The 26,091-nt window shown below is 73.9% G+C and carries 23 protein-coding genes and 2 pseudogenes; 13 read left to right on the top strand and 12 right to left on the bottom strand.

Going from position 1 to position 26,091, the window contains the following annotated elements; genetic code table 11:
- Nucleotides 1-448: 448 nt before the first annotated feature.
- Both FHL80_RS19995 and FHL80_RS25755 read right to left on the bottom strand, forming a co-directional pair.
- Nucleotides 449-1,237 (bottom strand): SDR family oxidoreductase, encoded by a 789-nt coding sequence (locus FHL80_RS19995; RefSeq protein ID WP_138735109.1) that lies wholly within the window; start codon nt 1,235-1,237, stop codon nt 449-451.
- Nucleotides 1,234-1,383: a hypothetical protein gene (locus FHL80_RS25755; protein ID WP_216870904.1), complete on the bottom strand. Its 150-nt coding sequence runs from the start codon at nt 1,381-1,383 to the stop codon at nt 1,234-1,236. Before FHL80_RS25755 ends, FHL80_RS19995 begins: the two co-directional genes overlap by 4 nt.
- Before the next feature lie 913 nt (nt 1,384-2,296).
- Between FHL80_RS25755 and FHL80_RS19985 the strand changes: the two genes are divergently transcribed.
- The 3 genes and pseudogenes from FHL80_RS19985 (at nt 2,297) to FHL80_RS19975 (ending at nt 4,532) form a co-directional block, all read left to right on the top strand.
- Nucleotides 2,297-3,661, top strand: coding sequence for an MFS transporter (locus tag FHL80_RS19985; protein WP_138735107.1), 1,365 nt, complete (start codon nt 2,297-2,299; stop codon nt 3,659-3,661).
- A 210-nt stretch (nt 3,662-3,871) separates the two neighbouring features.
- Nucleotides 3,872-4,138: pseudogene (locus tag FHL80_RS27130) on the top strand (CHAD domain-containing protein); the annotation flags it as partial.
- Between the two features lie 55 nt (nt 4,139-4,193).
- Nucleotides 4,194-4,532: a CHAD domain-containing protein gene (locus tag FHL80_RS19975; RefSeq protein WP_216870902.1), complete on the top strand. Its 339-nt coding sequence runs from the start codon at nt 4,194-4,196 to the stop codon at nt 4,530-4,532.
- Here FHL80_RS19975 and FHL80_RS19970 read toward each other — a convergent pair.
- The 3 genes from FHL80_RS19970 to FHL80_RS19960 all read right to left on the bottom strand — a co-directional run bounded on the left by FHL80_RS19970 (nt 4,519) and on the right by FHL80_RS19960 (nt 8,168).
- On the bottom strand, nt 4,519-5,106 hold the full coding sequence (locus FHL80_RS19970) for a hypothetical protein (RefSeq protein WP_138735105.1): 588 nt from the start codon (nt 5,104-5,106) through the stop codon (nt 4,519-4,521). The two genes, FHL80_RS19975 and FHL80_RS19970, sit on opposite strands and share 14 nt — an antisense overlap.
- 570 nt (nt 5,107-5,676) lie before the next feature.
- Entirely contained in the window at nt 5,677-7,374 is a 1,698-nt protein-coding gene (locus tag FHL80_RS19965; protein WP_216870901.1) for an FAD-dependent monooxygenase, read from the bottom strand.
- 5 nt (nt 7,375-7,379) lie between these two features.
- Complete coding sequence (locus tag FHL80_RS19960; protein ID WP_138735103.1) at nt 7,380-8,168, bottom strand: SDR family oxidoreductase; 789 nt, start codon at nt 8,166-8,168, stop codon at nt 7,380-7,382.
- 152 nt (nt 8,169-8,320) lie between these two features.
- Here FHL80_RS19960 and FHL80_RS19955 point away from each other — a divergent pair, with 152 nt between their 5' ends.
- Nucleotides 8,321-8,758 carry a GNAT family N-acetyltransferase gene (locus tag FHL80_RS19955; protein ID WP_138735102.1) on the top strand — a complete coding sequence of 146 codons (438 nt, stop codon included), beginning with the start codon at nt 8,321-8,323 and terminating at the stop codon, nt 8,756-8,758.
- On the opposite strand, the gene FHL80_RS19950 is transcribed toward FHL80_RS19955, so the two are convergent.
- Nucleotides 8,719-12,054 (bottom strand): ATP-binding protein, encoded by a 3,336-nt coding sequence (locus FHL80_RS19950; protein ID WP_138735101.1) that lies wholly within the window; start codon nt 12,052-12,054, stop codon nt 8,719-8,721. The two genes, FHL80_RS19955 and FHL80_RS19950, sit on opposite strands and share 40 nt — an antisense overlap.
- A gap of 205 nt (nt 12,055-12,259) precedes the next feature.
- Here FHL80_RS19950 and FHL80_RS19945 point away from each other — a divergent pair, with 205 nt between their 5' ends.
- The 8 genes and pseudogenes from FHL80_RS19945 to FHL80_RS19905 all read left to right on the top strand — a co-directional run bounded on the left by FHL80_RS19945 (nt 12,260) and on the right by FHL80_RS19905 (nt 17,903).
- Nucleotides 12,260-12,724, top strand: coding sequence for a hypothetical protein (locus tag FHL80_RS19945; protein ID WP_138735100.1), 465 nt, complete (start codon nt 12,260-12,262; stop codon nt 12,722-12,724).
- A 9-nt stretch (nt 12,725-12,733) separates the two neighbouring features.
- On the top strand, nt 12,734-13,291 hold the full coding sequence (locus FHL80_RS19940; protein WP_138735099.1) for a hypothetical protein: 558 nt from the start codon (nt 12,734-12,736) through the stop codon (nt 13,289-13,291).
- A 37-nt stretch (nt 13,292-13,328) separates the two neighbouring features.
- Nucleotides 13,329-14,120: an FAD-dependent monooxygenase gene (locus FHL80_RS19935; RefSeq protein ID WP_138735098.1), complete on the top strand. Its 792-nt coding sequence runs from the start codon at nt 13,329-13,331 to the stop codon at nt 14,118-14,120.
- Nucleotides 14,117-15,025 carry a CPBP family intramembrane glutamic endopeptidase gene (locus FHL80_RS26810; RefSeq protein WP_138735097.1) on the top strand — a complete coding sequence of 303 codons (909 nt, stop codon included), beginning with the start codon at nt 14,117-14,119 and terminating at the stop codon, nt 15,023-15,025. Before FHL80_RS19935 ends, FHL80_RS26810 begins: the two co-directional genes overlap by 4 nt.
- A 56-nt stretch (nt 15,026-15,081) precedes the next feature.
- Nucleotides 15,082-15,813: pseudogene (locus FHL80_RS27125) on the top strand (alpha/beta hydrolase fold domain-containing protein); the annotation flags it as partial.
- Between the two features lie 253 nt (nt 15,814-16,066).
- Complete coding sequence (locus FHL80_RS26445; RefSeq protein WP_246078819.1) at nt 16,067-16,456, top strand: SRPBCC domain-containing protein; 390 nt, start codon at nt 16,067-16,069, stop codon at nt 16,454-16,456.
- Nucleotides 16,453-16,932: a tryptophan-rich sensory protein gene (locus FHL80_RS26440; RefSeq protein ID WP_138735096.1), complete on the top strand. Its 480-nt coding sequence runs from the start codon at nt 16,453-16,455 to the stop codon at nt 16,930-16,932. Before FHL80_RS26445 ends, FHL80_RS26440 begins: the two co-directional genes overlap by 4 nt.
- Nucleotides 16,933-17,693: 761 nt before the next feature.
- Nucleotides 17,694-17,903: a hypothetical protein gene (locus FHL80_RS19905; protein ID WP_138735095.1), complete on the top strand. Its 210-nt coding sequence runs from the start codon at nt 17,694-17,696 to the stop codon at nt 17,901-17,903.
- A 207-nt stretch (nt 17,904-18,110) separates the two neighbouring features.
- Here the strand turns inward: FHL80_RS19905 and FHL80_RS19900 are convergent, their stop codons facing one another.
- The 5 genes from FHL80_RS19900 to FHL80_RS19880 all read right to left on the bottom strand — a co-directional run bounded on the left by FHL80_RS19900 (nt 18,111) and on the right by FHL80_RS19880 (nt 23,079).
- Complete coding sequence (locus FHL80_RS19900) at nt 18,111-18,956, bottom strand: class I SAM-dependent methyltransferase (protein ID WP_138735094.1); 846 nt, start codon at nt 18,954-18,956, stop codon at nt 18,111-18,113.
- A 33-nt stretch (nt 18,957-18,989) separates the two neighbouring features.
- The gene (locus FHL80_RS25745) at nt 18,990-19,553 is read right to left on the bottom strand and encodes an adenylate/guanylate cyclase domain-containing protein (protein WP_216870899.1); all 564 of its coding nucleotides are present in this window, start codon (nt 19,551-19,553) and stop codon (nt 18,990-18,992) included.
- 18 nt (nt 19,554-19,571) lie between these two features.
- On the bottom strand, nt 19,572-20,249 hold the full coding sequence (locus FHL80_RS25740) for an alpha/beta fold hydrolase (RefSeq protein WP_216870898.1): 678 nt from the start codon (nt 20,247-20,249) through the stop codon (nt 19,572-19,574).
- Nucleotides 20,250-20,438: 189 nt separating this feature from the next.
- Nucleotides 20,439-21,455 (bottom strand): SMP-30/gluconolactonase/LRE family protein, encoded by a 1,017-nt coding sequence (locus tag FHL80_RS19890; protein ID WP_216870897.1) that lies wholly within the window; start codon nt 21,453-21,455, stop codon nt 20,439-20,441.
- Nucleotides 21,456-22,155: 700 nt separating this feature from the next.
- Entirely contained in the window at nt 22,156-23,079 is a 924-nt protein-coding gene (locus FHL80_RS19880; protein WP_138735093.1) for a tyrosine-type recombinase/integrase, read from the bottom strand.
- A gap of 59 nt (nt 23,080-23,138) precedes the next feature.
- Between FHL80_RS19880 and FHL80_RS25735 the strand changes: the two genes are divergently transcribed.
- Nucleotides 23,139-23,303, top strand: coding sequence for a hypothetical protein (locus FHL80_RS25735; protein WP_216870896.1), 165 nt, complete (start codon nt 23,139-23,141; stop codon nt 23,301-23,303).
- A gap of 154 nt (nt 23,304-23,457) precedes the next feature.
- Here the strand turns inward: FHL80_RS25735 and FHL80_RS19875 are convergent, their stop codons facing one another.
- Nucleotides 23,458-25,872, bottom strand: coding sequence for a DEAD/DEAH box helicase (locus tag FHL80_RS19875; protein WP_216870895.1), 2,415 nt, complete (start codon nt 25,870-25,872; stop codon nt 23,458-23,460).
- Between the last annotated feature and the right edge of the window lie 219 nt (nt 25,873-26,091).

The following is a 26,091-nucleotide window of genomic DNA, read 5'->3' as shown; positions in this document are numbered from 1 at the left end:
GTTGAACGGGGGCATGAACAGCCCGAAGCGCATCTTCGGCACGCGGGACACCTCCTGATGCATCGGTGGGCCGGGGCGGGCTGCCGCCCGGGCTCGGGCGGCGGCGGTTCCGACTGGCCCACTCCCCGAGTATGGCCTGGATCACACGGCACGTCCGGTAGGACGACCCCGTCACCAGGAGAGGCAGCCTCGTGCAGCGGCGTCTCGCATCCGCTGAGTGGATCCCCTGACTGGCTGACGGATCGGCGGGACCGGCCGTCCCGGCAGCGTGGTCACGGCCGACAGTCAGGCGGACGAGCGGTGTGCGCCCGTCTCCCAGCCCTCGCGGGCGCCGCCGGCAGGTGCGCCACATCCTCGTCACGGGAGCAGACACCCAGCGAGAGCCACACGACGCAACCGTGCAGGCACGCCGTCCGGGACGGCGCGCGTGGGGGAGAGGAGGCAGCGCTCAGCGGATTCGGCCACCGCCGTCCACGTCGTACGTCGCGCCGGTCACCGCTGCACACATCAGGTGCACCGCCAGCCGAGCGACATCCGCCGGCCGCACCACGCGCGCAACGGCCAGCGTCGCGCCCGGGTCGCTCAGGTGCTGGTCCAGCGTCGCGCCGAGCAGCCGTGCGGAGAGCGGCCGGTCCACCGCGAGGCCGGCGCCGATGAGGTTGACGCGGATGGGCGCGACCTCGCGGGCGAGACTCGCGATCAGGGCAGGGCGGGCCGCGATCAGAGCGCTCGCGAGGCTCGGTCCTGCCGCTCGCCTCCCGGCTGCCGTGCCACCGACGAACAGGAGCATCCCCCCGGGCCGCACCCTGCCGACGGCGGATCGGGCGACACGGATCGGCAGCCAGAAGTGCTCGTCGACGTCGTGCGCCGCGCGGGAGATGTCGAAGTCGACCAGCGGTGCCTGGTAGGGGGCGGCACCGGTCACCAGCACGTGGTCGATGGGCCGGGGGAGGGCGGCGAGGATCCGGTCGAGGTGGTCTGGGTCCGGCGCGGACGTGGCGGAGGTCGGGAGTGCGTCCGCGGCTGGGAACGGCGGACCGGCCTGCCCGGCGGCAACGAGCACCTGTGCGCCTGCGGCCCGGGCCCGCTCCTCGATCTCCCGTCCGATCGCCGAGCCCTCGGCGATGAGCAGGATCGTCTGGCCCAGCAGGTCCGGGAGGTCCCGGGTCCCGGCGGGGGCGGGCTGCTGGCTGCTGAGCCGCTCCCGCACGTGCGGACCAGCGCGGCCGGTGGTCATCCCGGGACCTGCACGGCCAGGCCCCCGGCTCTGGCCGCGGCGTCGTCCCGGGCACACCCCTGCTCGGGAGCGACGATGCACGGCACGTGCGACCGGTGGTGCTCCTCAGCCGGCCGGCGGAAGCCGGCCAGCGTCGCGAACTCCATCTGACCTCCCCACTGGGGGACCGCCAGGTCCCCGGAACTGCCGGCACGACGCCGGTCTGGAGAGCCTGGCGCCCGCGGGACGAGGTCGCGCCAGTGAGACTCCCTGGCCTGCTCCCGGTCCCCTGCGCCCTGCCCCATGCACCCCGGACCGACGTCGGGCCGGCGGCGACCTGCGACGAGCCGGGGCGACGAGCACCGCCGGACCAGCAGGCCCAGGCGCGTTCTCTCGCAGCGAGCCCCGCGGGTCTGGCACACCAGCTCGCGTAGGTGTCGGTCATGGTCCGTGCGGCAGCCCGGCGTCGAGGTCGACGTCCGACCAGTGCAGGGCCAGCGCCTCGCCAAGGCGCAGCCCGGTGGTGAACATGGCCCGGATCAGAGCCTCCAGTCTGTCGCCCCGGACCGCTTCGAACAGCGACTGTGCCGGGCTCGGCGGTCAGGTGGGCGCGTGCTCGCGCTGGACGCCGGGCAGCTCACCGCCGCTGCCGGGTTGCGACGGAGGAGCCCGTCTCGGACGGCGATGTCCAGTGCGCGGACGGGCCGCGCAGCCCCACAGCGCCCGTGCGTGAGGTGGCGGCCTCTGTCGCGGGGCGTGTCCGGCGTCGATCACCGAACCGAGAACGCCCGCAATTCGCCGATGCACCGCAACCCGGGCATGCTGTCGCCGAACACCGGCAGCAGAGGGGTGACGGTGGACGGCACAGTTGTCGGTGGTCCTGCCCGCTCCCGTGCGTCTTCGGCCGCGTGGGAACTCTGGTCTGTCGTCGGATGGCCTCTCGCGCCGCCGCTGCAGCAGTCCCGAACGCTGAGCCGGCCGCTCGTCAGCTGGCGGTCAGTCGATCACCGGGCGTCTCCCGCCCTTCGGTCGGACACACCCGGACCCCAACAGATCCTGCACACGAACAGGGGATGAGCCTTGTCCAGGTCAGATCAGGAAGCCGCCGTTCCGCCTGGGGCGCGCACGTCCATCGTCAAGGTCGTCGGGGCCAGCCTCGTCGGGACAACGGTGGAGTGGTACGACTTCTTCCTCTACGGCTCGGCCGCCGCACTCGTCTTCAACAAGCTGTTCTTCCCCGACTTCGACCCACTCGTCGGCACACTGCTCGCGTTCGCCACGTACGCCGTGGGCTTCGCGGCCCGGCCGATCGGTGGGGTGATCTTCGGACACTTCGGCGACAAGATCGGCCGCAAGCAGATGCTCGTCATCACGCTGATGATGATGGGCGGCGCGACGTTTCTGATCGGTCTGCTCCCGACCTACGGGACGGTCGGCGTGTGGGCACCGATCCTGCTGATCGTCCTCCGGCTGGTGCAGGGCTTCGCCCTCGGTGGCGAGTGGGGCGGGGCGGTGCTGATGGCCGCCGAGTACGGCTCGCCCGAGCGACGCGGGTACTGGGCCTCCTGGCCGCAGGCCGGCGCACCGGCGGGCAACATGCTCGCCGTCGCCGTCCTCGCGCTGGTCTCCGCGACGACCAACGACCAGCAGTTCGAGTCCTGGGGATGGCGCGTCCCGTTCCTGTTGAGCTCGGTGCTGGTGGGCGTCGGTCTCTGGATCCGCGTCTCCATCGAGGAGTCGCCGGTCTTCCGGGTCGCCCGGGAGCAGGCCGCTGCCACGGAGGAGGCTCCCAAGCTGCCCGTCGTCCAGGTGCTGCGCGAATACCCCCGAGAGATCATCCTGGCCATCGGCGCCCGCCTGGCGGAGAACATCGGCTACTACATCTTCACCGCGTTCGCCCTGGCCTACGCCACCGGCGAGGCGGGCATCTCGAGGAGCACGGCGCTGAACGCGGCGCTGGTCGCCTCGGCGATCCACTTCGTGGCCATCCCCACGATGGGTGCCTTGTCCGACCGGTTCGGCCGCAGGCCGGTGTACCTGGTCGGGGCCGTGGGCGTCGGGGTGTGGGGCTTCGTCTTCTTCACCCTGTACAACTCGGGGTCGTTCCTCTTGCTGGCGCTCGCCGGCACGGTCGGGCTGATCTTCCACGGCGCGATGTACGGGCCGCAGGCGTCCTTCTTCTCCGAGCTGTTCTCCACACAGGTGCGGTACAGCGGTCTGTCGGTGGCCGGCCAGGTGTCCTCCATCGTGGCGGGCAGCCTGGCGCCGATCATCGCCACCTGGCTGCTGCTGACGTACGGCAGCTCCCTGCCGATCTCGCTGTACCTCGCCGGTGCCGCGGTGCTCACCGTGATCGCCGTCGTGCTCAGCAGGGAGACGGCGCGCAGCGACCTGACGCGGGACCCGGTTGCCGATCGGGAGAGGGCCGGTGCCGGCCGGCGCTGAGTCCGGTCGTTCCGTACAGCGCACCGAGGTCATCTCGGCCGACGCCGCGGCGCAGATCGTGTCCGACGGCGACACGCCCACCACGGGCGGCACTTCGGCACCGGCTTCGCCGAGGGCTGACGCTCGCGCTGGCACGGCGGTTCGACGCCACCGGCTCGCCGCGGGACCTCTCCCTGGTCTGCGCGGCGGGCCAGGGCGACGGCGGCACACCTGAAGTGGCTGGCCGGCCAACTGGGCGCCGCCCGGGACGGGGAGGTGATGCGGGACCGGGTGCGCGAGGCCGTCCGGGCCGAAGGCGGGGGCCTCCAGCTCGGCCCGGCCGCAGGGATCGCCGACCAGGAGCTGGATGAGGCCTACCGCAGCGCGCAGGACCGGGTGCTGGCCGAGCTGGATGGCGGCCGCCACCACCGGCTGATCGCCGCGCTGGACGAGCTCGTGGCCTCGCCACCGTTCACCGAGCGTGCGGCCCGGCCGGCGGGCAGGGTCCTACCGAAGTTGGTTGCTCGGAGCTTCGCCGGCGTACGCGGGCTGGGTGGAGGACGCCGCCGCTCACCCCGCAGGAGACGCGCGCGAGGGGCTGCCGCACGACGCACGCAAGGCGGCCAAGGCCTCCCGCTACGCCGGCGAGTCGGTCGACCAGGTGTTCAGCAAGGACGCGACAGCGTTCGCGGCGGCGATGGAAGGGGTGCAGGAAGCGCTGGGGGAGCACCAGGACTCGGTGCTGACGCGGCAACGGCTCCGCAACCTGGCCCTGCACACGTCGTCGACGGAGACCGCGTTCTTCCGCGGCCTCCTGCACGCGCTCGAAGAGGCACGGGCCGAACAGTGGTGGACCGCCCGCCGACGTCTGCGCTGGGTCACCCGGAGGTAGCGGCTCTGGCGGCCTCAACCCGAAGCGCGCGGACATGCCGTCTCCGCACCAGCCACAACGCACATGAGTAGCCGACTGCGGCCATGCCTGTGGCGGGTGCCCACAACCAGCGTGCGGTGGCGTCACCGATGCAGTTGCCCATCACCGTGCGACGCTCATCCGCAGCGGCGCGGGACAGGGCGTCCGTCGCGGTCGGTACACCGGCATCTCCTCGGGAGACGGCCAGATCGGCGCCGCGCTGCCGGGTTCCATCGCTCTCCAAGGCACCGGCCGCTACTGCCGCACTGGCGTGGCAGGTGCGCCCGGCGTCGGTCGTCGCTGCCAGGAAGGCCTGGAGAACGGGTGCGATGACGAGTGTCGCCGCCAGCGCTGCCACCACCGACCCTGCCGCGAGCTCGCCCAGGAGCTTCGGTGTGAGGGCCTCCCGGCCTGGGGGTAGGCGGAAGAACGCCCCCAGCACCACGAGCAGTGCGATCCCAGCGGCTGCGCCCAGCCAGTCCCACTGCCCCTGGCCGCTGAAGCTGAGCGCCACGACCGCCGCCAGGGCCGTGCCCAGGAGCGCCGCGCGGTCCACCTCTCGGCTGCCGGGAGGGACATCCGCTCCGCCGACGGTGCCCGGGGGCTTCCTCCGAGCGCTCACCGAGCGGCCCCGGGAGGTGCTCCGGCGCGAGGGCGCGAGGACCGAGCATCATCGTGCGGACGACTCGCCGTCCGTCCTCCGTTCAACGGGACGAAGACCATGGCCCTACCTCCGTCCCGTCGCGGCGACCGCGCCCGCGTCCGGATGCTCCGCACGGATCGCGGCGAACCCGCCTACCGGGACATCCCAGCGGAGCGGGGCCTGGACGGGAAGCAGATACGCGATCGTTCGCGCAGCCGAGTCGGGCGAGCGATGACCAGCGAGCGGGGCAGCCCCGGTTCAGTTGGCTCCCGCCTCACGGGCAAGAAGTCGACCGAACGTGGGGCAGTCCCTGCCTCGGATGCCCCCTGATGCACGGCCAAGCCGCTGAGCAGCGGAGACGTACGTCGGCGGACGGCCGCGGACCCGACGCCGACGACTGGGTTCAAGGGTCCACCCTGGAATTGATCGTCGGGTCGTCTCACATGAGGGTCCTCGTCGACGCCTGAGACCACACCGAAGAGGTCACGCGGGTGCATGCAGCCTGAACACGGAGCCGAGGTGGTCGAGCACGGGTCCGGCGGTGGCGGGCCGGCTGCGGAAGGCGATGTAGCCGTCGGGCCGGACCAGGTACAGCGCCTCGGCCGCGGCGGCGTAGCGGTGGTGGGCGTCGCGGTCGGGGTCGAGAACCACGTCGACGTCGTCCAGGTGCTGGGGCTTCCGGTCGCCGGGGACCACGATCCAGGCGCGGACGTCGTCGCCGAGGGCGGCGCGCACCCGCCGGGCGGTCGCGGCCATCCGCCGGTATCCGGCGTCGGTCGCGGCGGAGCCGCCGAACAGCAGCAGGCTGGAGTGCGTGCCCCGGAAGAGGTGGAAGAGGCGCGTCGGCGCGCCGTTGCCGGAACACACCTCGGCGTCCGGTGCGCGGTCGCCGGCGCGCGGGCCGTGCCGGAACCGGACGGCGTCGACCACGCCGGCCGCCTCCCCGTCACCGGTGTGCCCTCCGGTGGCTGCCTCGCCGGCCAGCGAGCTGTCCCGGTAGCCCACGCCGAGTTCGGCCACGCCGTCGAGGAGCCGGTTCCGGACGACTGCCAGCCGCAGGACCGGGACGAGGACCCGGTTGCGCAGGAAGGTCATGGCGGGGTGGGGGGAGAAGAAGGCGCTGTGGCCGAGGTCGCTGCTGGTGAGCACCGCGCGGGCGACCGGGATCCGCTCTTCCTGGTACGTGTCGAGGAGGGCGTGGCCGGCCCGTCCTCGGAGGACGGCGTCGAGCTTCCAGCCGAGGTTGTAGGCGTCCTGGATGCCGGTGTTCATGCCTTGCCCGCCGGCGGGGCTGTGCACGTGGGCGGCGTCGCCGGCGAGCAGCACCCGGCCCGCCCGGTAGCGGTCGACGATTCCGACGCGGGGGCTGAAGTCGGACAGCCACGTGGCATCGTGCAGCCGCACGTGCCCGAAGCCGCGTCCGGCGAACAGGTGCTGGAACAGCTCCAGGGACGCCGTCTCGAGGTTCCCGGCGGCGTCGGGCCGGACACTCGCCTGCACCTGCCAGGTCCCGCTCCCGTCGAGCGGATCGGCGGCCAGGTACCCGTCGTCGTCGAACCAGGCGAACGACGAGCCGTCGGCCGGCAGGCCCTCGATCCGGACGTCGCCGAGGACGAAGTGCTCCTCGTGGCCCTCGCCGTGCATGGCGATGCCGGTCAGTGCCCGCACGCGGCTGCTCCCGCCGTCGCAGCCGACCACGAAGGCGGCCCGGATCTCCTCGGTCGCGCCCGTGCCGGAGTCGACGACCGTGGCGGTGACACCGTCGGCGTCCTGGTGGAGGCCGACCAGTTCGCGACCGAGCTCCACGGTGCCGCCGAGCGCCGCCAGCCGGTCCCGCAGCACCTGCTCGGTCCGCCACTGCGGCAGCACGACCAGGTTGGGGTACGGGACACCGGGCTGCGGCGGGCGTGCGGGGAGGTCGAGGTCCAGGGCGAGCCGCCCGCCGGAGTACAGGCGCACGTGGTGGTGGGTCCGTCCGGCGGCGAGGGCGGCCCCGGCGATCCCGAGGTCGTCGAAGACCTCGAGGCTGCGCGGTTGCAGGCCCTTGCCGCGGGACCGGATGTGCGGCGTGGTGTCCCGGTCGACGGTCGTGCAGGCGATGCCGCGGCGGCGCAGGTCGCAGGCCAACGTGAGCCCGGTGGGGCCGGCGCCGACGACGAGGACGTCCGTGTCGGTGGTCACGGTGGTCACCGGGCCTGGAGCCGGTGCCGGGGCCGGCTGTCGAGGAACTCCCGCCAGGTGCGGCCACCGGCGGGGTTGCCGGGGACGAGGTTCGCGCCGGCCCGCAGGGCGGCGGCGGACGCGCCCGGCACGGGGAGCTCCACGACCGGCCGTCGACGCGGTGTCCCGCGGAGGCGGTCCCGGACGAGGTCGACCAGGGGGAACACCTCCGGTCCGCCCAGGTCGGGCAGTCTGCCTGCCGGCCCCGACGCCACGGCGCCGGCCAGTCGCCGGGCGACCTCGTCCACGTCGATGGGCTGGACCCGCCACCCGCGCGGCACGGGGACGACCGGGAGAGCGGTCAGGCGGTCGAGCAGCTGCAGCACGAACGGGTGGAACTGCGTGGTGCGCAGGATGGTCCACGGCAGCCCCGAGTGGATGACCGCTTGCTCGGCGGCGACCTTGGACCGGTAGTACCCCGTCGGGATGCGGTCGATCCCGGCGATGGAGACGTGGACGACGTGCGGTCGGCCGGCGCCGCGCGTGGCCTCCACCAGCCGCTCGGTCCCTTCCACGTCCACCGCCCGCGACCTCCGCGGGTCCGTGGCGCAGTGGACGATCGCGGTGGTCCCGGCCACCGCCTCGGCGAGGCCGACCCCGGTACGCAGGTCTGCTACGCACACGCCGGCGCCGAGCACCGACGGTGCGGCCGCGCTCCGGCTCAGGATCCGCACCGTGCGGCCGTCGGCCGCCAGGGCGCGGACCACCCGGCGCCCGAGCTGTCCGGTGCCGCCGGTGACGAGCACGCTGGTCATCGCACATCCCCTTCGACAGGGCTGGTTGTCTGGGGGAGCGTCGTCGCCGGGCCTTGACGTTCGGTTGCCCCGGCGCACGGGCGCGGCGTCAATCAGGCGTCAAGGGCGGCCTGCGCACCCTCGGTGGACAGTCGAACGGGCCGGGAGGGGCGATGACGGCGACACCACGCGGCTCCACGGCCGGGATCGTCTTCCGGCGGCTCGACGCGGACCCGGAGCGGCGACGGGCCGCACGGCTGCTGCGGGACTGCGGTCTCGACGACCACGACGCGTGCTGCGTCTGGTACGGCCTGTGCGACCTGACCACGACGGAGAACGACTGCCTCGCAGGAGCAGCGGTGGTCCGCTCCCTCGGGCCCACGACGGCCCGGATGTGTGCCCTGGCCGTGTCGGCGACCTACCGCGACCCCTCCCTCGGACGCCGGCTGGTGTGCGAGGTCGCCGACGCACTCCGGGCGTCGGGCGTGGAGGTGCTCACCGCTCCGCCCGCTCCCGACCGCCGGGTCGCCGCGCTGCTCGCCCGGGCCGGGTTCGTCCCGTGCCAGCAGGATCAGACGTGCGGGTCGGGGTGGTCGCAGCTCCCGCTGTGACGGCCGATCGCGGACGTGCGGCAGGTCTCGACGGCTCGCCGCACCAGCATGACGGACCCCTGGTCGCGAGCGACGGCGACCGCCTGTCGCAGCGCGTCGTGGGCCTGCTCGGTGCACGGCGGGGCCAGCGCGACGAGGGCCAGCGCGCGGAGGCGGTGCAGCTCGGACTCGTAGGAGCGCTCGCCCGTGCGCGCGACCCGCGTCAGCGCGTCGTCGAGCAGGCGCAGCGCCTCGCGCGGCCGGCCGCCGCACAGGTGCGCCTCGGCCAGCAGGCCGAGGCCCCACCCGACCAGGTGCTGGGTGCCGCCGGCCTCGACCCGCTCGAGGTGCCCGCGAAGGGCGGGGATCGCGGTCGCGGGATCACCCTCGATCGCGCGCACCCAGCTCGACACCACGGCCGCGTACCCGGCCGGCCAGGGCAGGTGCCAGGGCTCCACCAGCTCCAGCACCTCGGTGGCCCACTCGCGCGCCGCCGGAGCGTCGCGGCGCATGGCGGCGACGAGAGCAGCTCCGGTGAGGGTGAGGGCCTGCGCGAAGGGGGTCCCGGCGCGCGACTCCCCGACGGCCGTGGCCAGCAGCTCGATCCCCGCGTCCGGCTCGTCGAGGGACGTGAGGACCGCGGCCAGCTGCAACTGCAGCACGATCCTCGGCGGCAGGAACTCGCGGCCGTCGACCGGGTCGGCCACCTGGAGGCCCTGCTCGAGGTGGTCCCTGGCGGCGGCCAGCCGGCCCTGGGACCACAGGGTGCGGCCCAGGGCCAGGTGGCTCGCCGCGACGGCGGCCGGGTCGTCGCTGCTCCTGGCGATGTCCAGCATGACCTCGGCCAGGGCGGCGGCGGTCGAGTGGTCGGCTCGGGCGAAGGCCACCTCGTAGAGGCTGCGGTAGGCGGCCAGCAGGGCTGACCGGTCGCCGAGCTCGCCGGCCAGCTCGCGGGCTCGGGTGAAGTGAACCCGTGCGTGCGCGCAGCCGCTGCCGTGCAGCTGGACGAGCAGCGTGCCGAGACGCATGTGGACGGCCAGTTCCGAGGCGTTGCGCCCGGCGGTCGGCACCGCGGTGGCGAGCAGGTCCAGACTGCGGCGCAGGTGCCGCTCGGCCTCCTCGTGGGCGAACGTCTCGAGGCACAGCTCCGCCGCGGCCATCACGTGCGGGATCGCCTGCTCGGCGCCGACCACCGGTGCGGCCAGCCACCAGTGCTGAGCCAGCTGCAGGACGTGGTCGGCGTCGTCGCCGCGGTGGTCGAGCAGCGCCTGTCCCACGCGGGCGTGCAGCCGGGCCCGGCGGGCGCGGCTGATCTCGCCGTAGATGGCCTCGCGGATCAGCGCGTGCGCGAAGCGGAAGCGGCCCACCGTCGCCGGGTCCTCGAGGACGAGGCCGACGGACACGGTCAGCTCCACGGCGGCGAGCGCGTCGTCGTCGTCCAGCCCGGTCACGGCACGGACGACGTCGAGGTCGAACTCCTGACCGGTCACCGCCGCGACCAGCAGCACGGTGCGGGTCTGGTCGGGGAGCCGGCTCAGGCGTCGGCGGAGGACGTCGCGCACGCCGGCCGGGACCTGCTGCGCGACCAGCGACGCCGCCTCGCCCGGGGTCCGCTCCGGCCAGCCGCTGCTGTCGAGCAGGCGGAGCACCTCCAGGACGAAGAACGGGTTGCCGCCGGTGCGGTCGCTGACCAACCGCGCCAGCTCGTCGTCGGGGTCCGTGCCGGCGTGCGAGGCCATGACCCGGGCCACGTCGGCAACCTCCAGGCCGGCCAGTGCCAGCCGGTCCACCGGCGCGGTGCGGGCCAGCTCGGCGAGGGTGTCGGCGAGCGGCTCCCCGCCGTCGAGGTCCCTGTCCCGGTAGGTCACCAGGACCACGATGGGGGCGTCGGCCAGCGTCGTGGCGAGGTGGGCCAGCAGCCGGTGGGAGGCGACGTCGGCCCACTGCAGGTCGTCGAGGACCACCAGCAGGCGCCGTCCGCGGGTCAGCCGCAGGAGGGTCGCGGTGGCCGCCTGGCACAGGCGGAAGCGGGACGCCTCCGGGTCGAGCACCGGTGCGGCGGCCTGCGGTCCGCCGTCCGCCAGTTCCGGCAGGATGCGGGCCAGCTCGGCGGTGTCGTCGCCGGTGTCGTCGCCGGCGTCGTCGTCTGGCCCGGCCGCGGGTGGCCGGGCCGATCCGTCGCCCAGCAGGCCGCGGAGCACCTGCGTCCACGGCCAGAACGGCGGGGCGCCGGCGTCCTGGTCGCTCCGGCCCCAGGCCACCGTGACGCCGGATCCGCGGGCGCGCCGTACGGCCTCCTCGGCGAGCCGCGTCTTGCCGATCCCGGGCTCGCCCGCCACCAGGACCATCCGCCCCCGGCCGCTCGCCGTCCCGGCCAGCGCCTCGTCGACCACCCGCAGCTGTGCGTCGCGCCCGACCAGGCCGGCGGGCGCGGCCGGGGCACCGGCGTCCGCGGCCCGGGCGTCCGCGGTTGCGTCGGTGGAGCTGGACGCGTCCGGCGCCGGGGCGGCAGCCGGTCCGAGCGCGCCGCGGTGGTCGGCGGGAGCTGCCGTCCAGCCCAGGTGCGGGGCCTGGCAGAGGACGTCCCGTTCGAGATCACGGAGCGCCTGGCCGGGGTCCAGACCGAGCTCCTCGCGCAACTGCACGCGGAACTGCTGGTAGCTCTGCAGGGCCTCGGCCTGCCGTCCGCAACGGTAGAGGGCCGCCATGCGCAGGCCCTGGAGGCGTTCCCGAAACGGGTGCTCGCCCGTCAGCCGCTCGAGCTCGGCGACGATCCGGGCGTGCCGGCCGAGGTGGAGGTCGGCGCTCAGCCGGTCCTCCAGCGCGGTCAGCCGGAGGTCCTCCAAGCGGGCTCGCTCGGCCTGCACGAACGGCGCATCGGCGAGATCGGCCAGGACCGTGCCGCGCCACAGCCCGAGGGCGGCCTCCAGCGTCTCCGCGGCGCGCAGTGCCTCGCCCTGCTGCAGGAGGTCGTGCCCCGTCTGCGCGAGGGTCTCGAAGCGCGCCGCGTCGAGGTCGCCCGGGCCCAGCACGATGCGGTAGCCCGGCGCCTGGTTCACGACCACCGTCGCGGGAGCCCCGGGCGCACGCTGCGGTTCCAGCAGCCGGCGCAGATGCGAGACGTAGGCCTGCACCGACGCGAGCGCCTGCGGGGGCGACTGCGGGCCCCACAGCTCCTCGACCAGCCGGTCGAGGGAGACCACCCTGCCCGCGTCGAGCAACAGGATCGCCAGGACGGCGCGTTGCTTCGGCCGCCCGAGGACCAGCGGCCGTTCCGCATCGAGGACCTGCAGCGGCCCGAGGATGTCGAACTGCACCGCCCACCTGCTTCCCGGCCCCGCCCGGCTCGCCGTCGGACCATCCTGCCCCGTGACGGCCGCATCTCCACCCCTCGGCGTCGCGCTCGCCCAGGGACCCGTCAAGGAGACGCCCACGATCCGTCAAGGGTCGGGCCCGACGGTCTCCCCGGGACGCCGGTGACCCACCGGCCCCGCCCGGATCCCCATTCCTCCGGAGGCCCGCATGCGTCTCGCCGTCAAGGTCCTGCTGGGCTGGTTCGCCCTCTTCGGACTCGTGATCGGCCTCTGGCAGGCCGTGTCCCCGGCCTCCTTCTACGCCGACTTCCCCGGGATGGGACGCCACTGGGTCAGCCCCGACGGTCCCTACAACGAGCACCTGCTCCGCGACGTCGGCCTGGGCAACCTCGCCGTCGGCACCGTCGCGCTCGTCGCGCTGCTCACCGGGGCGGTCTGGGTGGCCCGCGCCGTCGGCCTGGCCGTCGTCGTGACGAACCTGCCGCACCAGCTCTACCACCAGGCGCACGTGTCGGTGCTGCCGACCGTCACCGACCAGGTCCTGCAATCGATCTCGCTCGCCGCGGTCAGCCTGGCCGCCGTCGCGCTGGTGGTCCTGACCTTCCGGCTGCCCGCCCCCGCCTCGACGGCACCGCGGTCCGGTTCCCGCGCACCCGCACCGACCCACCTCTAGGAGACCGTCATGGACATCGCGCAGCTCCTCGCCGACTTCGGCGACTGGGCCTTCGACCGCCACGCCAACCCGCTGAGCTGGTACATCAGGCCCCTCTTCCTGATCCCGCTGGCCTGGTTCGCCCACCGGCGCAGCGGATGGGGCATCGCCGGCACCCTCGTCGCGCTGGCCACCAGCATCTTCTGGTTCCCGGCGCCCGCCCAGCCGGATCCGCAGATCCTGGAGTTCCTCGACTTCGAGCGGCAGTGGATCACCGGGACCTGGTACCTGGAGAAGTTCGCGCAGGCGACGCTCGCCCCGCTGGCACTGACCGCCTACTGCGTGGCCTTCTGGCGCCGATCGGTGGTCTGGGGCCTGGTGCTCTTGAACGCCATGGCCGTCGGGAAGCTGCTGTGGGGCGTCGTCGTGGGCGACGGGTCCGGATGGGCGATGGCCGTGCCCGGGGTGGTGGGACTGGTGATCTGCGACGCCGCCGTCCTCTGGGGGCTGCGCCGGGTCCGGGCGCGCCGGCCGCAACCGGCGGAGGAGCCGTCGGACCCGCGCGTCCTGTCGTCGAGTTCCTCCTGACCACCCGCTCCGCCCATCCCCCTCGAAGGACGACCCCATGACCACCACCCGGGATCTCCCCGCGACGACAACCGTCTGCATCGCCGGCTGCGGCCCGGCCGGAGCGGTGCTCGGACTCCTCCTCGCCCGCGCCGGCATCGACGTCGTCGTCCTCGAGGAGCATGAGGACTTCCTGACCGACGACGGCTTCGTCACGCTCGGCGACTTCACCCGGCTCCCGGGTCGCTTCCAGTGCCTGTCGATGGTGCCGCAGTACGAGTTGCTCGACCTCCGCACCACCGAGGCCGCGCGGTCCTCCTCCTTCGCCCTGCACCGGCAGGTCGAGGAGGTGGGGCTCGTGGAGGAGGACGGCACGGTGACCGGGGTCCGCTGCCGGCGGACCGACAGCGACGGCTCCGAGGAGGAGCTGCGCGCGCTGCTCACCGTCGCGGCCGACGGACGCTCCTCGGCGGTGCGGCGGGCGGCGGGCATGTCCCCGGTCGCGGGGGTCGGGATCAACCTCCCCGTCCGGGACGCCGCCGCCGCCAACGCCCTCGTCGCACCGCTGCGCGGAGGCGCCGTGACACCGCGGGACCTCCGGAGGGTGCAGCGTCGCCGGGACCTCCCCACGCGGGTCACCCAGCTGGTGCAGCGCGGGGTGCAGCGACAGATGTTCGGCGCCGCCGTGGACCCGGTCCCACCACAGGTGGTCCCCGCGCCGCTGCGCGTCATGTCGCGGGTGCCACCGATGCTGCCGTCGTCCTCCCGCTTCATGGCCATCGGGATCCGCAACGAGCACGTGGCCTTCCCGGCGCACACGACACCCGCCGCGGCCGGGAGTCCACGGTGAGTGCGCCCGTCGCCCTGGAGCGCCGGCTGGCCGGGATCATCCGCCGGCACCCCGTCGCGAGCTTCCTGGCCTGGTCCTTCCCCGTCGGGCAGACGATCGCCTTCCAGCCCGTCCTCGCACGCGCGTGGTGGGACGTCGACCTGCCCACGGCTCCCTTCGTCGTCCTGGCCAACCTGGTCGGCCTGGTGCTGCCGGCGGTGGTCATCACCCGCATCGTCGACGGGCGGGCCGGGGTGCGCGCGCTCTGGAGGCATGCGGTCCGCGTGCGGGTGCCCCTGCGCTGGTACGGCCTGGCCCTGGTCGTCGTCCCGGTCGCCACCACGGCGGTGGCCGTGGCCCTGCTCGGGCCGCCGGAGGTCACCGGCTGGGTGCTCGCCTCGGCCCTGGTGTCGGGCCTGCTGGTCCAGCTGCTGCTCGGGTTCCTCACCACCAACTGGGCGGAGGAGGTCGCCTGGACGGGCTTCCTCCAGACCCGTCTGCAGGACCGGCGGGGTCCGGTCCGGGCCGCACTGGCCACCGGACCGCTGTTCGCCCTGCAGCACGCCTCCCTCGCGGTCGGCAACGGCTGGCTCGGTGGCACGGTCGTCCTGCTGTTCGTCACCGCGACGGCGATCCCGTTCCGGTTCCTGCAGGGCTGGGTCGCCAACCGCACCGGCAGCCTGCTCGTCGTCGGCCTGGTCCACGCGGCGGGGAACGCGACGACCGACGGCAGCGGGTTCGGCGGTCCCGGCCTGCTGCCCCGGCTCTACCCCGATGACGGAGTGGGCCCGGTGCACCTGCTGGCCAGCGCGGTCCTGGGCCTGGTCGTCCTGGCCGCCACCCGTGGGCGGCTGGGTCGCCGGGCTCCCACGTCCCCGGTCGGCGCCGTGGGCGCGAGCGGCCCCGTCCCGGCGGGGCGACGGTGACCGGCACGGCGCTGTACCGCTTGGCCAGCCGCGGGCTCCCGCGGCTGGCCTTCTGGATGAACGTCCGGATCCAGCGGCTGGGACGGCTACCCCGTCCGGGCAAGGCACTCCGGGCCGGTCGGCAGGTGGAGACGGGGACCGCGGGCGGGGTGCCCGTCACGTGGCTGGATCCCGCACGGGTCGACCGCGGCGTGCTGGTCCACCTGCACGGCGGGTCGTACGTGACCGGGCCGGTGGCCGGGCAGTGGCGCTGGCTGGCCGCGCTCGGCGCCGAGCTGTCGATGGCCGCCGTGATGGTCGACTACCGGCTGGCGCCCGAGCACCCGCACCCGGCGGCGCTGGACGACGTCGTCGCCGCCCTGCGGTCGCTGACGTCGGCCGGGGTGCTCCGACCCGGCCACTGGGCGCTGGCGGGGGACAGCGCCGGCGGCGCCCTGGCGCTCGCCGCGACCCAGATCCTGGTCGCCGCCGCGAGCCCCCTGCCGGCGGCGCTCGTGCTCATGGCGCCGTGGGTCGACCTGACCCTCGCCAACCCCCAGATCCCCGGGACCGAGCCCGACGACCCGGTTCTCAGCCGCCGGTTCCTGGAGCCGTCGGCCGCGGCCTACGCCGGCCGGACCCCGCTGGGGGACCACCGGCTGTCCCCGCTGTACGGCGACCTGGCCGGACTCCCGCCCGTGCACATCGCCGCGGGGACCCGCGACGTCCTCGTCCACGACGTCCGCCTGCTGCGGCAGCGGCTCCTGGACGCGGGCGTGGCCGTCGACTCCCTGGAGGAGCCCGGCGCCCTGCACGCGTACCCCACCCTCGGCGCCGGCCCCGCGGCTGATCGGGCGGTGGCCACCCAGGCCGCCTTCCTCCGCGAGCACCTAGACCCCGATCTGCCGTTTCCCGTTCCGTCCCGCAACGCCCCCCACCCCTCGAGGGAGAACGCCATGTCCGAGCAGCTGTCCGCACACGTCGACATCGCAGCGACGCCCGGGCGGGTGTGGGAGGTGCTCACCGATCTCGCCGAGTACCCGGCGTGGAACCCCGTTCATCGTGCGGGCGGAGGGCGCCGTCGGCCCGGGCCGCCGGCTGACGCTGACGATGCAGCCGGTCGGCGGCCGGGCGATGACCCTGCGTCCCCGAGTGGTCGAGGTCGCCGTCGACCGCGTGCTGCGGTGGCGCGGCAGGCTGGGCCTGCCCGGGCTGATGGACGCCGAGCACACCTTCGTGCTGCAGGTGCGGGCCGGCGGCACCCGGCTGGTCCAGTCGGAGACCTTCCGGGGGATCCTCGTCCCGTTCGTCGCCGCGTCGCTGGACCGGAGCACCCTGCCTGCCTTCGTGGCGATGAACGAGGCGCTCAAGCGGCGGGCGGAGGATCCGGCGCGCACCGGTGCGGTCGCCGACGGCGGCAGGGGGCCGGGCACGGGGTCGGGCTCGGCATGAGGCGGCGATCCGTGCTCCAGGCGGCCGCGTGCACGGGTGGGGCCGCCGTCGCGGGGAACGCCTTCATCGGGAAGCCGGCGATGGTCTGGTTCCGGGGCCTCACCGCCCCGCGGTGGCAGCTGCCGATGCCCGCCTTCCTGGGCGTGGGTGCGGCGTACTACGGCGTCGTCGGCTACGTGCTGGCACGGAGCATCGACCGTCGCGACGCGCGGAGCACCGCGTGGAGCTCGGCGGTGCTCGTCGGCAACGAGGCCTGGAACGGGGTCTTCTTCGGCCGGCGGAGCACTCGTGCCGGCTTCGTCGGCCTGTGCGCGTTCGTGGTCCCTCTGGTGATGCTCCAGCGGTCGGTCGCGGGGGACACACGCGCGCGGTACGTCCTGGCCCCGTACACCGCCTACGTCCTCCTCTACGACCTGCCGTGGACGTACCGACTGTGGCAGCTGAACCCGACGAGGCCCTCCGGCACCAGGGACTGATGGGCCGGTCCCGGCACGGCGTCGGGCCGCCGGCCAGCCAGCAATGGGCGAAGGTGTGCCGGAAGCGGTGCGGGTGCACGCCTTCCAGGCCCGCCTGAGCGCTGCGGACGTTGAGGAGACCCGGAGGCCGGTGTCCAGCAGCAGCCGGAGGACCACCTCGTCCCGGCGGCCGAGGAACATCCGGCGAGCGAACGTCCCCGGACGTCGACGGCCGAGCGCGCAGGTCTTCAGCAGTGCGGTGATCTCCTCATCGGTGAGGATGGGCACCGGCTTGTCCGGCGCGGTGGCGATCTCGATGCCGTCTGTCGGCGCCTTGTCGACCTCTCCTTTCGGTCACCAGCCAGCGGCAGAGCCGGCGCATCCCGCGCAGCCGGGTGGCCACGGTCGAGGCCTCGCACGTCTCGGCCAGCTCGGCCAGCCAGGCACTGATCGCGTGCCGGGTCAGCTCGTCACCCGAAGGGCCGCTGGTGCCGTGCGGTGGCCGCCAGGGGTTGCCGGTCCGAGCGTGCGCCCCTGAACAGCTGGCGAGCCAGTCCCTGCCGGCGCTCGCGGGCAGTGAGTCAAAAGTCACGACATGGACACGCGCGGGCGCGCCACGCCGTGTTGCTGGAGTGACTGGCGGGACTCTTGTGTCGCGGCCCATGGCGGACGGCGTAGGGGCCCGGCTCATCGAGGAGTTGATTTCGGCGATGATCGAATTCGGACGGTGCTCCGGCGGCAGGCACGATGCCCCGAAGGCCGGCGGGTCCTGCCCCTGCGGGATGGTCACCCGCATCCTGGCCCCGAAGCGTGCCCCTGCCGGACCCCCGCCCGAGGTCCTGGCGCTGCTGGCGCAGTGCCTGGACGGGTCTAACGGCGTCGACGCGGCGACCTCTGGGCTGCTCCGCGAGCGGGCCGACCGGCTGCTGGCCGCGCTGACCACGGCCGGGCTGCTGCTCAGCGCAGAGCCGGTGGTCGGGCTGGCCGCCTGAACGGTCAGCGCTCCTCGGGCGTCGGGCAGTGGGCGCGAGTGGCCGATGGCCACTCGCGCCCACCCATCAGCCGGCGGACGACGCAGCCAGCTCGGGCGGGCCCATCGCGCTCGACCCGCCCCTGGTCTGGGGCACGTGCAGGCCAGGCAAGACGCCCGGCCCGGCGGCGGGTGATCGGGTTCGGCGGTCCCCAGCAGACGACGCGGGTCATGCCCTCGACAGTGGCGTCCGGGCGGAGGCGCCGACGACGAGCGGGTTCAGCAGCACCGCATCATGCGCGGTCGCCTGCGCGCGCAGCCGCTGCTCGAACATGTCGGGCCCGATCGTGACTGCTGTCGCCACCCCCAGCCGCTCGATCACCGGCAACAGGCTCGTCAGGTCGCCGGCGACGATCGACCAACCCACCGCGTCACCACCCCGCTCCGCCGGGGCGGCCGAGGTGAGCACCGGGCTGGGCAGTCCAGCGGCAGCGAAGACCGCAGCCAGCCGCAGCGCCATGTCGACCGACCGGCCGGCCCGCCGCAGCGTCTCGAGGAACCACTCCAAGTACGAGGTCAGCAGCGGCAGCTCCGGCAGCGAGCCCCGGGTGGTCAGCGCGACGTCGGCGAAGGCCACGATCCCGCCGGGCCGTACCAGCTTGGCCGCCCGAACAACAGCGGCGACCGGGTCGGGCAGGTGCATCAGGATGAACCGACCGACGACGGCGTCCAGCGGCTCGGCCGGCTCCCAGCTGAGCACGTCGCCCCGCTCGAAGGTGACGGTTGCCAGGCGCTCCTCCTCCGCCCGGCGGCGGGCCCGCACCAGCGGGCGAGCGGCGTCGTCCACCCCGACCACCGATCCGGTCGGCCCCACCCGTCGCGCGGCGGCCAGTGCGACGTCGCCGGGGCCGCAGCCCAGGTCGGCCACCCGCATACCGGGCCGCACCCCGGCGGCGTCCAGCCAGGCGCCGGTCATCGCCCCGTACACCCGGGAGATCGCGGCCAGCCGGGCCATCTCCGGATCGGTCGAGCCGAGGACGTACTCGCGGACGGGGTGCACGACGTCGTCGTCCATGTCAGGTCATGCTGGCCCGGCCGGGTGGCCACGTCACCCCTCCGGTGCGCCGTCCTGAAGCTCAGGCTCCCTGAGGTAGATCTGCCACGAGCCGGGCACGCCCCTCAGCTGCCTGGGTCCCCGCTCCCGGAAGCGCAGGCCGGATCCCGCGACGAGATCCTTCACCGTGCTCGACGTGAGCACCTCCCCGGGCCCGGCCTCAGCCGCTGTCCGCGCGCCGATGTGGACGGCGACGCCCCGGACCGTGCCGTCGATGAACTCGACCTCGCCGGTGTGGACCCCTGCGCGCGTGGCGAGCCCCAGCCGGCGCACCGCCTCAGCGACCGCGCACGCGCAGCGGACCGCCCGCGCGGGACCGTCGAAGGTGGCGAAGAAGCCGTCTCCTGCCGTGTCGACCTCCCGGCCCCCGAAGCGGTCGAGCTCGTGGCGGACCAGCTGGTGGTGCTGGTCGAGCAGCTCGTGCCATCCCCGGCCGCCGAGCGATTCCGCCTTCTCGGTCGAGCCGACGATGTCGGTGAACAGCACGGTGGCGAGTCTGCGGTCCGGGTCGGGCCCGCGGCGGACACCGGTCAGGAACACCTCCACCTCGTCGAGCATCCCGTCCGCGTCGCCCAGTCAGGGCAGGTGGTCGTCGCCCGGTAGCTCTACGTAGCGCGCGTGCGGGATCTGCTCGGCGATCCAGCGCGACTCCTCGGTGCTCACCTCGCGGTCGTCCTGCCGGCAGAGGACCAACGTCGGCGCGGTGAGCGAGGGCAGCACCGCGCGCGTGTCGATCTCGGTGTTCATCCGGTTGAGCGCCACGGCCGCCCCGGGGCTGGCGCTGCGGCGGAGGAAGGTCGCGATCCGGCGCATCAGTGCGGGGTCGTCGACAGCACCGGGCGCGAGGTGTCCCGAGCTGATGTCACCGGACCACTCGCGCTCCAGCGTCGCCCGGTCCTCCTCACGCTCCTCGGGCGTCGGCGCCCACGAGTAGTCGGGACTCCAGACGCGCTTGGCGAAGCTCGCTGCGAGGACCAGCGCGCGGACCCGCTCGGGGTAGGTGGCGGCGAACAGGACACTGAGATTGCCGCCCTCGGACGCGCCGAAGACGGCGGCGCTCGTCGAGCCGACCGCTTCCAGGACCGCCCGGACGTCGTCCATCCGCTGCTCGAGGTCCGGCAGGTTCTCGATCGGGACGGCGTCGGAGAGCCCCGTGCCGCGCTTGTCGAAGAGGATCAGCCGGGAGAAGGACGCGAGCCGGGTGAGGAACCGCGCGTACTCCGGCACCTCCCAGCTCATCTCGAGGTCGGACACCCAGCCGGGCACCCAGAGGAGGTCGAACGGCCCTCACCGACCACCTGGTACGCGATGTCGAGGCCGTCGCTCCGCGCGTAGCGAGTCGTCGGCATCGTCGCGACGACACGCTGCTCACCGGCCGGTCAGAGCTGGGCGATGGCGTGGACGTTGCCGTCGGGGTCCTTGGACCCGCCGCCGGTGGCCACGTCAGTCCCCCAGGTGGGCGCGCAGCAGGTTCGGGTCCACGCCGGTGAAGTACGCGGCGCTGGTGACGAGCACCTTGCCGCCCCGCACCGCCACCGCGGTCGGGTTCTGCAGGCCGTCGTCGCCGGTCAGCACGATGGTGTGTGTTCCGTCGGCCCGGACGAGGGCGACCTCGTTCGGCACGTTCAAGGTGGCCAGCACGGTGTCGCCCTCACCCGTGAAGGCGAAGTCGTCGACACCGGTCAGGCCGGAGGCCACGGTGCTGATCGGCCCGGCGTCGCCCTCAGACGTGACGGGGATGCGCAGCAGCGTCCCGCGGTCGGTGTTGGCCACCCACACCGCCCCGCCGCGCAGCTTGATGCCGTTGGCGCCCACCAGGGTCACCAGGGAGAGCGGTTCCGCACTGGCCCAGACAGCAGGGGCTCCACCGTGGACGGAGACCCGCCAGACGGTGCCGGGCACCGAGTCGGTCGCGTAGAGGTATCCGTGCCGGGCGTCGAACGCCAGGCCGTTCGGGAAGCCGCCAGCCGGCAGCGCGGCGATCCGCTCGGGTGCGCATCCCGGACGCAGCGCCCAGATGCCCGTGAGGTCGGCCGATCCCGCGGCGTAGTTCACGTAGAGCGTGCCGTCGTCTCCTCGCGCGATGCCGGTGACGACCGGAGCCATGGTGAGGGGCGGTGGGGTGGCCCCCGGAGGTGGCGCCGGGAGGGTGGCGAGGACGTGCACACCACCGGACCGGTCGATGCGCGCCACCTGCCGGGCGAAGGAGAAGGTGACCACCGACGAACCGTCGGGCAGCAGGGCGATGTTCTCGGGCTGCTGCCCCGCGGCCAGGTCGAAGTGGGCCACGATGCTGGGAGAGGACAGCGGGGGCGCCACGGCCGAGGCCGGGACGGCGGCCAGTGCCAGCACCCCGGCCAGGAGCACGATGAGTGCGGCCCTGGCGGCCCCGCGGCCGCCGCGTCCACCTGCGGGGCGCCCGGTGCTCTGGGCGCAGATCCCGACCTGTGTTCCGGTCATCTCAGTTCTCCTCCGCGAGCTGCGGACGACCTCGGTAGATCGACAGGCTGGCACTGGTCGCCGGGCCTGTCACCGGTTGCGTGAGTGCCTGTCGCGCCCGCTCCGTGGCGATGACCCTCGGTACCCGCCCAGCGACCCGGAACCCCACCGGGACGCGACGAGACGGCAGCAGGATCACCGACCTCAGCCCTCCAGCAGGCCGGCCTCGTGGGCGAGGATCGCCGCCTGGGTGCGGTTGGTCGGGCGGCCCGCGCGTAGTGCCATGAGTGCGAGTGGTGGGGGAGCCGCGCCTGTTTCTTCGGCGCAGGTGTCACCAGGCAGCGCGTACGGACGCCTTCCGCAGCGACGACCCCGTTGCTCCGCCGGCACCGGCGGGCATGATCCCCGCCGGAGAACCCATGGCCCAGCCCGACCCGGAACCCACGCCGCTGGACGCGGACCGTCGCGCCAGGGACCGCGCGGTGATCGCGCGGATCGCGGCCGTGGAGCGCTGGGCCCGTACGCCGGACCGGACGGCGGCGACCGAGCCGGCCCGCCGCGGGTTGCGGGCGCGCTTCGAGCGGGAGGCCGACCCGGACGGCACCCTGAACGCTGCCGAGAGGGCGCGGCGCGCGGACGCGCTCATGACCGCGCACATGCTGCGGTTGGCCCACGCCTCGGCGAAGGCCCGTCGGTCGGCGACCGAGCGCGGTCAGCCCCGTCAGAGCTGGTCGCCGAGGGCCAGCCGGCGATGCGCCTCATGCGCCCGCTGCACCGCGGTCGAGGCGGCGTAGCGGGAGAGCATCTCGTCGCTGCGCCACCCGGCCAGCATCATCAGGTCTCGCTCCTGCCCCCCGCCGGCAAGCCAGCGGTGGGCGAAGGTGTGCCGGAGCCGGTGCGGATGCACCCCGTCGACCCCGGCCTGCCGGCTGCGCACCTCGAGCACCTCGCGGACCCCGTCGACGGTCATCGCACCGCGTAGCCCCAGCAGCAGCTTCGGTGAGCTCGCCTGGGCGTGCAGTGCGCGCACCCGCAGGTAGCGGTCGATCGCCTGACCAGTTCTCGCACCGAACGGCACCTCCCGCGGCCGGGATCCCTTGCCGATGACGTAGGCGACCTCGCGGTCCAGGTCGACGTCCTCGAGCTTGAGCCCGCACAGCTCGGACACCCGGACACCGGTGTCCAGCAGCAGCCGCAAGATCACCTCGTCCCGCCGGCCGAGAAATATCGGGCGAGCGAACGTCCCCGGACGTCCCCGGCCGACGGCGCACGTCTTGAGCAGGGCGGCGATCTCGGCGTCGGTGAGGATCGGCACCGGCTTGTCCGGCGCGGTGGCAATCTCGATGCCCTCGGTCGGCGCCTTGTCCACTTCTCCCTCGGCGACCAGCCAGCGGCAGAACCGGCGCATGCCCCGCAACCGGGTCGCCACCGTGCTGGGCTCGCAGTTCTCGGCCAGCTCGGCCAGCCAGGCGCTGATCGCGTGCCGGGTCAGCTCATCGAGTGTCTCGGGACGGTCGTGCTCGGCCAGCCATCGGCTGAAGTAGCGGACGCTCTGGCTGTACAGCTCGATGGTCCGCGGCGCCTTGCTGGCCGCCCGCAGGTGCCGACGAAATGACGAGAGCAGGCCCTCCAGCCGGACGGGCATGGCGGGAGGTCATCCGGCGAGTGAGCGGTGTGCCAGCCCGTTTGTGACCGCCTCAGGCGGTGTCCTCGCTGCTGGGACGCTTGGCGCGGCTCGGCTGGACCCGCATCGGCTCGCCCGGCATCTTCGGGGTGCAGACCTGCTGGACGGTGTGCATGGCGGTGAACCTGCAGGTCGCACCGCAGCGAAAGTGGGGGAGTTATCCGGTGAGCACCACCGCGCTCTGAGACGCCGCCTGGAGTGACGAAAGGGGGACGCCAGCAGTTGGGCCGAGCGCGTGCGCTCTGCGCCCCTGGGACGGCGTCGAACAAGTCGCGGTCATGTGGCAGTAACCGGGCCCGGCGAGACCCTTCCTGGCTTCCAGGGCCTGCCCAGGGTCGGTCATGGCGACGTCAGCGGCGGGGGTCGGCGAAAGCCGAGACTGGTGTATCCGGGGGCGCGCTTGGCCAGCGATGAGGCGAGGACGCCAGTGCCGACGTCGTGGTAATCGTGCACCTCGGCCGTCTCCTTACCTGGGAACGGCCGGAGGATGCGCCCGGCGTACTGCACGAGGCGGCCCTTGAAGGCGACCGGCGCGGCGAGGAATAGGGTGTCCAGCGCCGGGCAGTCGAAGCCCTCGCCGACATAAGGGCCGGTGGCGACGGCGAGCAGCGGCGGCCCGTCGGGTCGGGGCTGCAGCCGGTCCAGTGCCGCGGCGCGGGCCTTGGCGCCCATGCCGCCGCGCAGGATCACCGGGTCGTGCCCATGCCCGTGCAGAGCGGCGGCCAGGCGGTCGAGGTGGTCGGTCCACTGGGTGAGCACCAGGCAGTGCCGGCCGCGCGCCAGCGCCGCGACCACGTCGCTGACGACCTGCGCCGTGCGAGCGTCGTCGGCGACGAGGTCGCGGTAGATCGCAGCGATGCCGCCGGGCGCGGCCGGATCGGCGTCGCCGGTGTATCGGAAACCGGTCGGGTGCACTCGCAGCACCGGCCGGGGTGCTGGCGCATCGAGGGAGCGGGCGCCGAGGGTGCCAGTGGGTGCCGGGGCGAGGGTGTGCCGGGTCGGCCCCAGTTGCAGGCCGATGAGGTCGTCGAGCTGATCGCGGCGGTACGGGGTGGCGGTCAGGCCGAGCCAGCGGCGGGCCGGGATCTGCCGGACGGCGTGCTCGAAGGCGGTCGCGGGAACGTGGTGGCACTCGTCGACGACGACCAGCCCGTAGCCGGCGGTCAACCGGGCGACGTCGTCGGCGCGGGCGAGGGTCTGCAGCGTGGCGACGTCGACGATGCCGGTGGTCTTGCTGCGCCCGCCGCCGCGCTGGCCGGCCGTGATGCCCAGCAGCTCGCCGATCCGCGCTCGCCACTGGTCGGCCAGCGCCTTGCGGTCGACCAGTACCAGGGTCGAGACGGCGTGCTGAGCAATCAGCGCGCAGGCGATGACCGTCTTGCCCGCGCCGGGTGGTGCGACGAGGACGCCGAGCTCGTGCCTGGCCAGGGCGTCGCACGCGGCCTGCTGCTCGGGATCGAGCTGAGCGGCGAGGTCGAAGGTGTGCGGTCGTCCGGGGTCGCGTTCGTCGGTGAGCTCGAGGCGGGTGCCGACCTGTTCGACCAGTGCGGTGAGCCGGTCGAGCAGCCCGCGGGGCAGGACGAGGTCGCCGGTGAGGGTCTCGTCGTAGCTGCGCAGGAAGCGCGGGGTGTCCCAGGTGGAGGCCCGCCGGCGCTGGCGCTCGTAGAAGGCCGGGTTGGGCATCGAGGCGGCGTGCTTGAGCGTCGCCAGCAGTGGCGGCGGCAGGTTGGCGCCGTCGACGGTGATCGCGGCGCCGAGTGCGGCGTGGACGGCGGCCGGCGGCTGGACGGCGATCTTGGTCGAGGTGGGGGAGCGGAGCCGGTCGACCTGAGCGCCGACGGGAACCTGACCCAGCCGCTGCGACAGCCGGGTGACCTCTTTGGGGGTGAGCCGACCGAGGCTGGACAGGTAGGCCCACTGGTCCTCGTGCGGCTCCAGGGTGGCCAGGTCCAGGAACACCGTGGCCCCGCGGCGTCGGGCGCCGCCCTGCAGCGGCGCGGCGATCAGGTTGCCGAGCCCACCGACCGGCAGAACGTCCTGGGAGGGGAACAGCCGGTCGTAGCTGGCCAGGTCCATCCGTCCCCGCACGGCGATCGCTTCGCGGAGCAGGCCGCTGCCCACCTGTCGGGCGGTCGCCGCCGGAACCGGGGCGGTGAAAAAGAGCCACACGTGCGCGCCCAGGCCGGAGCGGGACACCTCCAGCGCGGCAGATGCGCCGACGGCGCGCGCGGCCTTCAGATAGGCCAGCGCGTCCAGCAGGGCGGTGGCGCCGTCGAAGTCCGCGGCCAGCCAGCAGCAGCGGTCGCCGTCGAGCAGCGGGTACAGGCCGAGTTCGAGCTCTCCGGAGAGATGGGCGGTGATTACCTCCTCGGTCAGCGGAAGATATTCACGTTCGGCCGCTGGGACGCCCTTGCGCCAGCCGCCTCGCACCGCCGGCGTCCAGCCCGAGCGTCCGGACCGGGCGTTCTCCCACCGGAGGGCGTGTACGTCGGCGCGGGCCGCGAACAGTGCTGCGAAGAAGGCGACTTTGGCCGCCGGCGACGAGCCGGCGTGCACCGGGCCGGGCGCTGCGTCGAACACGCCGCTCTGCACCGGACCAGGTGGTCGTGCCTCTTTGCCAGTCAGCTCCAGCAGACGCAGCAACCGGGCGTTCTCCGCCCGCCATCGGGCCACCTCGTCACGCAGCCCCGAGAGCTCGTCGTCCAGATCGACGAACGGCAGCGTGCCCTGCTCCGGGACCGAGGTTTTGGGCACGCCCTTCATCATGGCGCGGAAACCACCTCGCACAATCTCTGCGGGCACCTGGCCGATTCGAACGTCAATCAACCAGTGCCCGGGCTGCCCGTGGTCAAGTCCGCTGGGGTGGTGTGTGACGGGGTCCGCGTGATCTTCCTGGTTGGTCAGGCGCTGAGCGCCGGGATGGTGGTCTGTGCGGTCACCTCCTCGCTGGTGTCGGTGTCGGTGACGGGTCGG

This window comes from Modestobacter excelsi, assembly GCF_005930495.1.
Classification (GTDB): Bacteria; Actinomycetota; Actinomycetes; order Mycobacteriales; family Geodermatophilaceae; genus Modestobacter; species Modestobacter excelsi.
Note: the sequence above shows the minus strand (reverse complement) of the source record. Positions and strands in the feature narration are given on the sequence as shown.

What these genes read in the sequence shown, in the direction of transcription:
- FHL80_RS19995 (WP_138735109.1), bottom strand. Translation starts at nt 1,237, where the DNA reads ATGACCACCGGCCGCGCTGGTCCGCACGTGCGGGAGCGGCTCAGCAGC.
- FHL80_RS25755 (WP_216870904.1), bottom strand. Translation starts at nt 1,383, where the DNA reads ATGGAGTTCGCGACGCTGGCCGGCTTCCGCCGGCCGGCTGAGGAGCAC.
- FHL80_RS19960 (WP_138735103.1), bottom strand. Translation starts at nt 8,168, where the DNA reads ATGACCAGCGTGCTCGTCACCGGCGGCACCGGACAGCTCGGGCGCCGG.
- FHL80_RS19955 (WP_138735102.1), top strand. Translation starts at nt 8,321, where the DNA reads ATGACGGCGACACCACGCGGCTCCACGGCCGGGATCGTCTTCCGGCGG.
- FHL80_RS19945 (WP_138735100.1), top strand. Translation starts at nt 12,260, where the DNA reads ATGCGTCTCGCCGTCAAGGTCCTGCTGGGCTGGTTCGCCCTCTTCGGA.
- FHL80_RS19940 (WP_138735099.1), top strand. Translation starts at nt 12,734, where the DNA reads ATGGACATCGCGCAGCTCCTCGCCGACTTCGGCGACTGGGCCTTCGAC.
- FHL80_RS19935 (WP_138735098.1), top strand. Translation starts at nt 13,329, where the DNA reads ATGACCACCACCCGGGATCTCCCCGCGACGACAACCGTCTGCATCGCC.
- FHL80_RS26440 (WP_138735096.1), top strand. Translation starts at nt 16,453, where the DNA reads ATGAGGCGGCGATCCGTGCTCCAGGCGGCCGCGTGCACGGGTGGGGCC.
- FHL80_RS19905 (WP_138735095.1), top strand. Translation starts at nt 17,694, where the DNA reads ATGGTCACCCGCATCCTGGCCCCGAAGCGTGCCCCTGCCGGACCCCCG.
- FHL80_RS19900 (WP_138735094.1), bottom strand. Translation starts at nt 18,956, where the DNA reads ATGGACGACGACGTCGTGCACCCCGTCCGCGAGTACGTCCTCGGCTCG.
- FHL80_RS25745 (WP_216870899.1), bottom strand. Translation starts at nt 19,553, where the DNA reads ATGCTCGACGAGGTGGAGGTGTTCCTGACCGGTGTCCGCCGCGGGCCC.
- FHL80_RS19890 (WP_216870897.1), bottom strand. Translation starts at nt 21,455, where the DNA reads ATGACCGGAACACAGGTCGGGATCTGCGCCCAGAGCACCGGGCGCCCC.
- FHL80_RS19880 (WP_138735093.1), bottom strand. Translation starts at nt 23,079, where the DNA reads ATGCCCGTCCGGCTGGAGGGCCTGCTCTCGTCATTTCGTCGGCACCTG.